The organism is Daejeonella sp., assembly GCF_046590655.1.
Taxonomy (GTDB): domain Bacteria; phylum Bacteroidota; class Bacteroidia; order Sphingobacteriales; family Sphingobacteriaceae; genus Daejeonella.
Map to the genome: position 1 here is coordinate 26,609 of NZ_JBKJUM010000142.1, position 10,064 is coordinate 36,672.

A 10,064-nucleotide genomic window follows, 5' to 3' on the forward strand; every position below is an offset into this window, starting at 1 on the left:
CGGGCGTTCCCTTAAGAAAACAATCCTACCAACATACCAGCAATAATTAAAAAGGGTGTTCTAATGTTGGTAAAAACCAGCAAAAGAAAGGTTATTGATATTAACCCTATTGTTATAAAACTTATTCCTATGGGTTGAATCAAAAGAATAAATGCAGCCCCCATAAACCCTACGGAAACGGCATTTATCCCTGATAAAGAATTTTTGATCCTATTAATCTTTCTAAGGTCATTCCAAAAGGGTACAATAAATAAAACAAGAATTAAGCCAGGCAGATTGATTCCTAAAACTGCGATAAGTCCGCCCATCATTTGTCCGTAGATGCTATAGCCCGCATTTTTCAAGGTCATCGCACCTACAAAGGATGTAAAAGAGAAAGTTGGACCAGGAAGGGCCTGTTGAACCGCATATCCAGACAGGAACTGATCTGAAGTGAGATACGCCTTCATATCCACAAACTCTGTGTACATAAATGGCACAAGTACTTGTCCTCCACCGAAAATCATTATGCCGTTACGGTAAAAATTTTCAAAAAGACGGATCGGTAAACTAAAAGGAGATGTGCGGTTGATGATAGCACCAAGTCCAGCAAAAAACAGAAGAACGCCTATAAAGTAGGCAATCTTTCGTGGGTTAATTTTCGAAAAAAGCCGGCTTCTAATTTCGGTTTCTTCAAGAGGTGTATCAATTGCTGACGAGATAATCCCACCCATTAAAATTAGGATCGGAAAGGCATAAGCATTTCTAAGAATGAGTGTTGCCACTAGAGAAGAACCCGCCAACCAATAGGCAGTATTGGTTTTCAATATTACGCGGCCGAATTTAAAAGCTGCATATCCAACTATGCCGACCGCAATCGGTTGAATGAAATTGAGAACATGTTCGAACTCTTCTTTTTCCCCAAGCACTGTGTAACTTATCGCCACCAGGGACATGATGGCAGCCGAGGGTATCATCCAAATAACGAAGGTTGTTATTGCGATAGACACTCCCCCCACTTTATAAGCAATCCCAACCAACGTTTGTGTGGAAGAGGGCCCCGGAAGAATTTGAGTCAGTGCATTTAACTCTAGAAGCTCAGCTTCTGTAATATAATTGCGCTTATTAACAAACGTTTTAAGCATCATCCCAAGATGCGCCTGTGCACCTCCGAATGCTGTTAGGGTAAACCAGACGACATCGCTTAAAAAGATGAGGTGTCGGTTGCTGAGCATTTAATCGTCTTCGTAATCTAAGCCCATAACAGAATTATATACCGTCTGCAACTCCGAGAAAGAATGGGTGTCACCCGCTTTCCTGCTTACTTCCATTCCTTTCCGGTATGTAGATATTGCATCGTCTTTACGATCGATTTGCTCATACAATTTGCCTGCGTGATAATAGGTTCCGACATAGTCTGAATGATTTTTCAATAAGTCCTCAAAATAACTTATAGCCTTATCCAGTTCGCTTGCATTCAAATATTCAGTAGCTAATGCATATTTAAGAAAAGGATCATTAGGTTCGTTCGAGAGGAAGTCGAGTAGCTTTTGTAATCTTATATGATGCATTTAAATTTAGCTTTTTTAAGTAGATTTGTAAAAACAGAATCTATATGAAGATATTAGTTTGTGTCAGTAATGTTCCCGATACTACAACAAAAATAACTTTTAGCAGTGATAATACACAATTCAATACAACTGGTGTACAATTTATATTGAACCCCTATGATGAGATTGCCCTGGCACGAGCAATAGAGTTGACAGAGGGTGAAAAAGGTACAATCACAGTAATCCATGTTGGAGAGTCATCCTCGGAGCCAACGATAAGAAAAGCGTTGGCGATTGGTGCTGATGACGCAGTTCGAATTAATGCTGCCGCACGCGACGCATATTTTGTTTCATTTCAAATAGCAGAATATGCCAGGTCGAATGGTTTTGACCTCATTCTTACCGGGAGAGAGTCTATAGATTATAATGGTTCACAAGTTGCTGCGATGATTGGAGAATTCCTTGACATTCCATCCATCTCAATCATAAAAAAACTTGTAATTGATGGTAATTGCGCAAGTATAGAACGTGAAATTGAAGGCGGAAAAGAAATGCTAAAGGTCAATTTTCCTTTTGTAGCAAGTTGTGCTGAAGGAGTTGCCGAACCCAAAATCCCTAACATGCGTGGAATAATGTCAGCCAGAACCAAGCCTTTGCAGGTACTGGAAGCTTCTGAAATAGAAAAATTGGCGTCATTTAAGTCATATTCAACCCCTGCAGCACGCGGTACGGTTACAATGCTTTCATCAGATGAAACCGAAAAGCTTGTAAGCTTATTACATTCAGAAGCCAAAGTTATTTAGTATCCTTTAATTAAATCGCCCGCAAGGGAAAAGATCGAATATGTCAGTTTTAGTCTATGTAGAGAATGCCGAGGGCAAGTTTAAGAAATCAACTTTTGAAGTAGTGTCTTACGCAAAAGCAGTTGCTGGTCTGTTAAATACAGATCTGATTGCAATCTCAATTGGGGATGTAATGCAAGATGAGTTAAGCATACTGGGTAAGTATGGAGCTACAAAGGTCCTGAATGTAAACAGTGATAAATTAAAAACTTTTGTAATTCAAGCTTATGCTTCAGTCATTTTTGAAGCAGCAAGAAAAGAAGGATCTGATGTGATTGTCTTAGCAAATTCTTTCAGCGGAAAAGGGCTTGCGCCAAGGGTAGCGGTAAAGTTGCAGGCTGGCTTGGTAGATTCTGCAGTTGAACTTCCTCTAATCGAAAATAATAAACTTACTGTAAAAAAGACTGCGTTCTCAGGTAAAGCATTTGCATTTGTCGAACTTGACTCAGTAAATAAGGTAATTGCTTTAAATCCAAACTCTTTCGAGCTGACTGAAACGCCTGGGGCAGTAAGCATTGAAGACTTCCAGCCTGAAGTTAAAGATTCCGATTTGCGCATTACAGTAACTGATGTTGTCAGAGCTACTGACAAGATTGCCCTGCCAGACGCTGAACTGGTAGTTTCAGCTGGGCGGGGATTAAAGGGTCCGGAAAATTGGTCAATGATTGAGGAACTTGCAGAGGCTCTTGGAGCCGCAACGGCTTGTTCGAAGCCCGTTTCAGATGCCGGCTGGCGACCTCATGAAGAGCATGTAGGGCAAACCGGAATTGCTGTAAGTCCAAATCTCTATGTTGCAATCGGAATATCAGGTGCTATTCAACATTTAGCTGGTGTAAGCTCATCTAAAACTATAGTAGTAATTAATAAAGATCCGGAAGCACCATTCTTTAAAGTAGCAGACTACGGAATTGTTGGGGATGCTTTTGAAGTTGTACCGAAATTAATTGAGTCAATAAAAGCTTATAAATCACATCATTAATTTTACTGGTGATTTACCTACATGTTAAGCTTTCTTAATGAAGAAGATAAAATTAGATATAGTTGGGTTATCTTACAGTCAGACACAATCTGGAGCTTACGCTCTTGTCCTTGGCGAAGTAAATGGCCGCAGAAGGTTACCAATCATAATCGGTGGCTTTGAAGCACAGGCAATTGCTATTGAGATTGAAAAAATGACCCCGAGCCGTCCTCTTACGCACGACCTATTTAAATCGTTTGCGGAGGCTTATAGTGTTACTGTTCAGGAAGTTATAATTTATAATTTAGTGGATGGTATATTTTACGCCAAATTAATGTGTAGCGATGGCAAGAAAGTCTCAGAAATCGATGCCCGTACCTCAGATGCAATAGCTTTGGCCGTAAGGTTTGACTGTCCCATTTATACTTATGAATTTATTTTAGCTACAGCGGGGATAGTAATTGAAGGGAATGAATTCGTATTCCTCGAAAATATTGAACCTCAGGCTGAAGAAAAAACTCCAACTGCAGCTCTAAGTTATAGCTCTTTAGGCGACGATGACCTTAAAGCGAAGCTTAAAGAGGCTTTAGCCGACGAAGCCTATGAAAGAGCAGCAAAAATCCGCGATGAACTTTCCAAAAGGAGATCTTCTTGATTAAATTTCAATAAGATTAAAGTTTTAATATCAGATTGGTTTATATTCTAAATTAGTTTTATCTTTTGCGATAAATAGCTTAAAAGATGAATATAAAACTACGCCTTATTGTCATGAATTTCCTTCAGTTTTTTATCTGGGGATCATGGCTAATATCCCTGGGCGGTTATATGATAGTTACACTCAAATTTACCGGCGTTGAGGTGGGAAGTATTTTTGCAACGATGGGCATTGCTTCGTTATTTATGCCGGCGGTGATGGGGGTAATTGCAGATCGGTTTTACAATGCTGAACGAGTTTTAGGTATGTGTCATATTTTCGGCTCGGTTTTGTTATTTCTGGCTGCCCAAATCGAAGATTACCCTTCGCTATATATAATCATGTTATTTAATTGCATGGCTTACATGCCCACAATTGCGCTGGCAAATACGGTGTCTTATAATGCGCTGCAAAAGAATAATTTGAACATTGTCAAAACCTTCCCTCCTATCCGTGTTTGGGGAACAATCGGATTTATTGCAGCGATGTGGGTTGTAGATCTGCTTGACCTCACGAAAAGTCCATTACAATTATATGTAAGTGCGGCAGCATCACTCTTGCTAGGTATTTATGCGTTTACAATGCCACCACGGCCACCGTTGAAATCAGGGGATACGAGAAGTTTTTCTTCTACCCTTGGTCTGGATGCTCTTGTTCTTTTTAAGTCCAGAAAGCTAGCTGTTTTCTTCATTTTCTCCATGTTCCTCGGTGCTGCACTACAAATTACGAATTTGTTCGGCGGGTCTTTCTTAGACGATTTTAAGAGCACGTACCCTGATTCCTTCGGTGTCCAGCACCCAAATTTACTGTTGTCGATATCTCAGATTTCAGAAACATTATTTATCCTAACGATTCCGTTTTTCCTGTATAAATTCGGCATACGCACCGTCATGCTTTTTAGCATTATCGCCTGGGTATTACGTTTTGCCTTATTTGGAATCGGTAATCCCGGAGAGGGTTTATGGTTACTTGTCCTTTCGATGATAATTTATGGCATGGCATTCGACTTCTTCAATATATCTGGGTCGTTATTTGTTGAGCGGGAAGCTGATCCGGCAATTCGGGCAAGTGCTCAGGGTTTATTTATGCTAATGACTAACGGTCTTGGAGCATTTTTCGGGGGCATTCTAAGCGGCTGGGTTGTTGACTTTTTCACAAACACTTCCGGGATACGTAATTGGGAAAGTATCTGGTTCACATTTGCAGGATACGCTTTATTGCTCGCAATAGTGTTTCCATTCGTATTTAAATACAAGCACGTGCCGGAACAATTGAAAGGCATAGAGCACTAAAACACACTGTTTATAAGTAAATTATAACAAATTAATTATCGCGTAAATCTCTATTTTTAATCTAATTGAGCTAAAAAACCGGCGAAAGAGCCGGTTTGCATATTAATTTCTGTTTTTTATTTCGATGTAATCTCGTAGTGTTTCACCGATATAAATTTGCCGTGGACGACCAATTGGTTCTTTATTTTCACGCATTTCTTTCCACTGACCAATCCATCCCGGCAAACGGCCCAGGGCAAATAGCACAGTAAACATATCAGTTGGGAATCCCAGCGCGCGATAAATAATACCAGAATAGAAATCTACGTTTGGATATAATTTACGCTCAATGAAATAAGAATCGCTCAATGCAGCAGCTTCAAGTTTCTTAGCAATATCGAGAACCGGATCATCTATTCCCAATTTGTCCAACACATCGTCACAAGCCTTTTTGATGATTTTTGCCCGCGGATCAAAGTTCTTGTAAACGCGATGGCCAAATCCCATCAACCGGAAAGAATCGTTCTTATCTTTTGCTTTATTTATCCATTTATCAGTATCGCCACCATCATTCTTAATCTGTTCCAGCATTTCTATTACGGCCTGATTTGCGCCACCGTGTAGCGGTCCCCATAAGGCGGAAATTCCTGCTGAAATTGATGCGTAAAGATTACATTCTGATGAACCCACCATTCGCACAGTTGATGTAGAGCAGTTTTGTTCATGATCGGCGTGAAGGATGAATAATACATTCATAGCCGAACTAAAAACAGGATCGATCTCCACGTCTTCAGTCCGCTGACCAAAGGTCATGTTTAGAAAATTGCTTACGTATCCCAGCTTGTTCTGGGGATAAATTACCGGGTGTCCCAAAGATTTCTTATAAATCCACGAAACAACCGTTGTCATCTTCGCAAGAAGCTTAATAATAGTTTGGTTTTGTTCTTCAGCAGTTTGTACAGAATTTAAGGACTCTGGATAAAACGCAGACAATGAGCAGATCAATGAAGACAACTGACCCATCGGATGGGATTTAGAAGGAAATCCATCAAAGAATTTCTTCATATCCTCATGAACGAGTGTGTGCTTTGAGATATCATTCTGAAATGAGTCTAGTTGGACTTGAGTTGGCAAATCCCCGTATATCAGTAAATAAGCGACTTCAAGAAAAGTTGATTTTTCTGCAAGCTCTTCTATGGCATAGCCTCTGTATTTTAGGACACCTTCTTCACCATCAAGAAAAGTGATAGCACTTTTTGTGGCGCCAGTATTTTTGTAACCGGAATCAAGAGTAACAAACCCGCTTTGATCGCGAAGTTTCGAAATATCAATTGCTCTTTCGCCTTCAGTACCTTCTATTATTGGTAAATCGTACGTTTTATTTCCTATTTTTAAGGAAGCGGATTCAGACATATGGTTTCTAATAGTTATTAGACAAAACTAATAATTATGCTCGCTTATGTGGCAAATTGGCTTAAGCTTTTGCAATATTTTTTTTATTGAGAATGAGTTGTCACCGATTATCAAAGTATAAAATTGAATTTGTTAAAAGTCATTTTACCTTTCTCCAGAAGAAGCTACAAATTAGTATTATTAATTTTTACCAATACCAATGGTTTCTTTTACTTCGCCACAATTGAGCATTTCATCACCATAATAAGGATTTCTAACTTCTTTTTCCGCTGCCAACCAATATCCTCCAGCACCTTCGTTGGCCATTGGGCAAAACTGAACGTACAATGCGCCGGAATTTACATCCGTATGTTTCATCAAGTCTACTATATCTGAGCTTAATGCCGTAAAATGAGTCCGCTGTGTTTTCAAGTCCGCAGACGCGGAAATTTTAGTAGCTAAAGTTGAAGTATTTTCGCAGCCCTTAATTGCTCCCAGAGCCACAGCTAATTCTTTCCCCGCCTCACTGGCACCCGAAGAGTCCGAAGCGACCAATACATCTTTCAACTTCAAATACGAATTATAAACTTTTTGGGTATGTTCATCTTTCAGGTCTGCTGTTGGCGGAGTGCCAACAGATGTTGAATCAGCAGTATCCGATCCTATTGTTTTAGCTGATTGATTACATGCACTAAACGCTATAGCTACAATTAATCCGGGAATAATAAGTCTCATTTTCATCTGATCTATTTTTTTCAAATATCGGTAATAATGCTGAATGGAAAACGTATAAATCGAAATGCTATGGGTAAAAGGAAGATTCTTTGATTTAGCCTTAATTTTAGCGGCGTCCGAATGCTAATTTACCCGTTTGTCCCTGATATCCAAACCGAGAACAGCATCTATTTATATCCATTCATATTAAACAGACTTGCGGGTAAAAATGTTTGCTACCGTTTTAAAATGAGATATCCCTTGTTAACCTGCTTCTTTCGGTCTAGGCCGGCGGTTTGATAAGTTGTGACTATATAGAAATATACTCCGTCACTGAGAGGCAGATCAGAGCTTACAAGTAGGCCTTTATTAGCAAAGCCTTTGAAATTCCGGTCACTGTTATTGTAATTTTTAATTGCGAACAATGCATTTCCCCAACGATTGAATATAAGAACTTCATTGTCAGGAAAAAATTCTATATTTTGAATCTTAAATGCCTCGTTTCCGTTGCCGTCACCGTTGGGTGACATAAGTGCATCCGGAAGAATTTCAGCGTTTATTGGCTCATCTTGCGGCTCATCAGTTGGTGGAGGAGGCGGATATACATCGTTAATTATAATTACTGCACCACTTCCAACACTTACATTTGGGTTTGAGATAGTCTTAATTCTTAATATTATGTCCTCGTCGCCTTCCTTAAACGCATCGTTTAGGGCAGCAAAAGTCATTTTCTCAGTTGTTGATAAAGAACCTTTAGGGATTTTAAGACTCATATATTGGTCGATAACAAGATAATCTCTATCCTTTTCAGCCTTTCCGCTATATTCAACGGTGATGGTAACATCTTCACTAACCGGCTTCGTTAATCTAGCAGTTACTGAGGTTTTTCTTCCTTCCCAAACTGAGGACAACTCAGGAGTAAGGTTTACGATTACTAAGGCTTTAATGTTTATTGAAACTTTTGCCGTATCACATCCTCCCGAAGAATTGCAAATTTGATAGGAGAATTCAACGTTTCCTGCGTAACCGTTATCGGGAATGAAGGTAAATTTACCATCGGTTTCAAATGTTATTTTTCCATTATTAGGATTCGTAAGTTTTGTGAATGTTAACTTATCGGGCTGGGAATTGCTGTCGTTTGGAGCGACATCTCCCAAAAGCATTTTATTCTGATCAACTTCGAATATATCATTTTGTGCTAACGGAGCACAGGCAGATTGTTTAATTTCAGCTTTAACACTGATAGTGCACCCTAGTGCATCCGTAACCGTCATTTCGTAAATTCCAGCCTTCACATTATTGATTTCTGAAGCAGATAACGTGGAGTTGCCTGCCCACGATATCTTGTATGGTGTGATGCCCCCAGTGATTTTACTTGAAACTGTGCCGCCGGAATTAAGACAGCCTGAGTTTTTCACGGTCAGGATTACTTTTAAAGGTTCGGGCTGAGTTATGAGGACCTCTGCACTTACTGAACAATTCCCCGCGTCTGTAACGATAACTTTATAGCTTCCAGTTGGGATGCCAGTCAAATCTTTTGTGATCTGACCGGTATTCCACTTATAAGTAAATGGCGCTGTACCACCTTTAATATTCAGAGAGATTGCACCATTGTTGGCACCATTGCACGACACATTCGACTTTGAAGCCGTAACCTCGATTGCAATTGGCTGTGATATAACGATTGTTGATTTAGCTGAACATCCTTTTGAATCAGTTACAGTAACTGTATAGTTTCCCGCCACCAGGTTTGCTAGGTCCTCTGTTGTTTTACCATTGTTCCAGGAATATGTGTAGGGCGCATTGCCGCCTGTTACCTTTAAATCAATTAAACCTGTTGAGCTCCCAAAGCAAAGTATATCCGATCTTATGGAGCTGATGGTTAACGCAATTGTCGGTTGGAAAATGGTAATTGAAGCAGTTACTTTGCAATTATTTGCGTCGGTAACATATACATTATATTCTCCCGCGGCAAGCCCGGAAAGATCTTCGACTGTTTTATCTCCAGTCCATACGTATTTATAAGGTGCGATTCCACCAGAAACGCTTAAATTAATTGCACCCGTTAATGTGCCATAGCAAGTAATATCTGTTTTTTGAAAAGTTAGGGCCAATAACGCAGCAGGCTTTTTTATAGTTATTGATGTAGTTGCTGTACAACCTTTCGCGTCCGTCACTGTGGCATAATAGGTTCCGGCTGAAAGGTTAGAAAGGTCTTCCGTGAAAATACCGTCAGTCCACGCATAGGTGTAAGGAGCTGTTCCACCACTAGATGAGAGGTTTATTGAGCCTGTTGATGTACCGAAACAAAGTACATCAGTTTTAGAATTAGTTAATGCAAGAGCACTTTCAGGCTGAGATATTATAACTGATGCCGTGGTTGTGCAACTGTTCGCGTCGGTTACCGTCACGTTGTATGTTCCGGCTCCAAGGCCAGCCAGGTCTTCTGTGGTTATGCCGCCAGTCCAGGCGTAAGTATAAGGAGAGGTTCCACCGGTAACACTTAAGTTGATTGCTCCCGTTGAAGTGCCGAAGCAAAGAACATCAGTTTTAGTAGAACTCAGTGCGAAAGCAGCTGCCGGCTGAGCTATTGTAATCGATGCTGTTGATGTACAGTTGTTCGCATCAGTTACAGTAACATTATAAGTTCCTGCTGCCAAGCCT

At 40.1% G+C, this 10,064-nt stretch carries 9 protein-coding genes; 4 read left to right on the forward strand and 5 right to left on the reverse strand.

What is annotated here, in order from left to right; all coding sequences use genetic code 11:
* Positions 1 to 11: 11 nt before the first annotated feature.
* Positions 12 to 1,214, reverse strand: coding sequence for a chromate efflux transporter (gene chrA / locus ACLL8Z_RS13270; protein WP_411275267.1), 1,203 nt, complete (start codon positions 1,212 to 1,214; stop codon positions 12 to 14).
* The gene (locus ACLL8Z_RS13275; protein ID WP_411275268.1) at positions 1,215 to 1,550 is read right to left on the reverse strand and encodes a heme biosynthesis protein HemY; all 336 of its coding nucleotides are present in this window, start codon (positions 1,548 to 1,550) and stop codon (positions 1,215 to 1,217) included. It abuts the gene before it with no gap.
* Between the two features lie 44 nt (positions 1,551 to 1,594).
* Between ACLL8Z_RS13275 and ACLL8Z_RS13280 the strand changes: the two genes are divergently transcribed.
* From ACLL8Z_RS13280 to ACLL8Z_RS13295, 4 genes are all read left to right on the forward strand, one after another.
* On the forward strand, positions 1,595 to 2,332 hold the full coding sequence (locus ACLL8Z_RS13280) for an electron transfer flavoprotein subunit beta/FixA family protein (RefSeq protein ID WP_411275269.1): 738 nt from the start codon (positions 1,595 to 1,597) through the stop codon (positions 2,330 to 2,332).
* A gap of 40 nt (positions 2,333 to 2,372) precedes the next feature.
* Entirely contained in the window at positions 2,373 to 3,350 is a 978-nt protein-coding gene (locus tag ACLL8Z_RS13285) for an electron transfer flavoprotein subunit alpha/FixB family protein (RefSeq protein WP_411275270.1), read from the forward strand.
* A gap of 37 nt (positions 3,351 to 3,387) precedes the next feature.
* Complete coding sequence (locus ACLL8Z_RS13290) at positions 3,388 to 3,984, forward strand: bifunctional nuclease domain-containing protein (protein WP_411275271.1); 597 nt, start codon at positions 3,388 to 3,390, stop codon at positions 3,982 to 3,984.
* Positions 3,985 to 4,070: 86 nt separating this feature from the next.
* The gene (locus tag ACLL8Z_RS13295) at positions 4,071 to 5,315 is read left to right on the forward strand and encodes a nucleoside permease (RefSeq protein ID WP_411275272.1); all 1,245 of its coding nucleotides are present in this window, start codon (positions 4,071 to 4,073) and stop codon (positions 5,313 to 5,315) included.
* Positions 5,316 to 5,417: 102 nt separating this feature from the next.
* Here ACLL8Z_RS13295 and ACLL8Z_RS13300 read toward each other — a convergent pair whose 3' ends face one another.
* The 3 genes from ACLL8Z_RS13300 to ACLL8Z_RS13310 form a co-directional block, all read right to left on the reverse strand.
* A complete protein-coding gene (locus tag ACLL8Z_RS13300) occupies positions 5,418 to 6,707 on the reverse strand; it encodes a citrate synthase (protein WP_411275273.1) in 1,290 nt (429 codons plus the stop codon).
* A gap of 180 nt (positions 6,708 to 6,887) precedes the next feature.
* A complete protein-coding gene (locus ACLL8Z_RS13305; protein ID WP_411275274.1) occupies positions 6,888 to 7,427 on the reverse strand; it encodes a DUF3347 domain-containing protein in 540 nt (179 codons plus the stop codon).
* 209 nt (positions 7,428 to 7,636) lie between these two features.
* On the reverse strand, positions 7,637 to 10,064 hold a 2,428-nt coding region (locus ACLL8Z_RS13310; protein ID WP_411275275.1), incomplete at its 5' end, for a gliding motility-associated C-terminal domain-containing protein.

Coding starts and splice junctions, on each gene's coding strand:
- ACLL8Z_RS13275 (WP_411275268.1), bottom strand. CDS start 1,550: ATGCATCATATAAGATTACAAAAGCTACTCGACTTCCTCTCGAACGAA.
- ACLL8Z_RS13300 (WP_411275273.1), bottom strand. CDS start 6,707: ATGTCTGAATCCGCTTCCTTAAAAATAGGAAATAAAACGTACGATTTA.
- ACLL8Z_RS13290 (WP_411275271.1), top strand. CDS start 3,388: ATGAAGAAGATAAAATTAGATATAGTTGGGTTATCTTACAGTCAGACA.
- chrA (WP_411275267.1), bottom strand. CDS start 1,214: ATGCTCAGCAACCGACACCTCATCTTTTTAAGCGATGTCGTCTGGTTT.
- ACLL8Z_RS13305 (WP_411275274.1), bottom strand. CDS start 7,427: ATGAAAATGAGACTTATTATTCCCGGATTAATTGTAGCTATAGCGTTT.
- ACLL8Z_RS13280 (WP_411275269.1), top strand. CDS start 1,595: ATGAAGATATTAGTTTGTGTCAGTAATGTTCCCGATACTACAACAAAA.
- ACLL8Z_RS13285 (WP_411275270.1), top strand. CDS start 2,373: ATGTCAGTTTTAGTCTATGTAGAGAATGCCGAGGGCAAGTTTAAGAAA.
- ACLL8Z_RS13295 (WP_411275272.1), top strand. CDS start 4,071: ATGAATATAAAACTACGCCTTATTGTCATGAATTTCCTTCAGTTTTTT.